This window comes from Burkholderia sp. SIMBA_051, assembly GCF_046534915.1.
Taxonomy (GTDB): Bacteria; Pseudomonadota; Gammaproteobacteria; order Burkholderiales; family Burkholderiaceae; genus Burkholderia; species Burkholderia ambifaria.
The window spans coordinates 1-268 of sequence record NZ_JAWRXS010000330.1 but is presented as its reverse complement, the minus strand read 5'-3'; the positions used below and the strand labels follow the sequence as shown (position 1 = coordinate 268).

Annotated in this window: 1 protein-coding gene; it reads left to right on the top strand. The window is 66.4% G+C overall.

From position 1 onward, the window contains the following. Positions 1–268: phage portal protein (locus tag SB771_RS34745; RefSeq protein ID WP_410722008.1), on the top strand; the 268-nt coding region annotated here is incomplete at both ends.

The window sequence follows — 268 nt, the reverse complement described above, 5'->3', positions numbered from 1 at the left end:
AGACGCTCGCCGCGCGTGCGTTCTTTGGCGACGGCGAGGTGCTGGTGCGCCGGCGCCTGCGTCGTCCCGACGACGGGCTGCCGGTGCCGCTACAGCTTCAGGTGCTCGAAGGCGATCTGCTGCCGGTCGAAAAGAACGAACTGCGGCCGGATGGCGGCGAGATCATCAATGGCGTCGAGTACGACGGGGACGATCGTCGTGTCGCCTATCACCTGCTGCGTCGCCATCCCGGCGAATACAACCGGATGAAGGGCGGTGGTCTCACGAC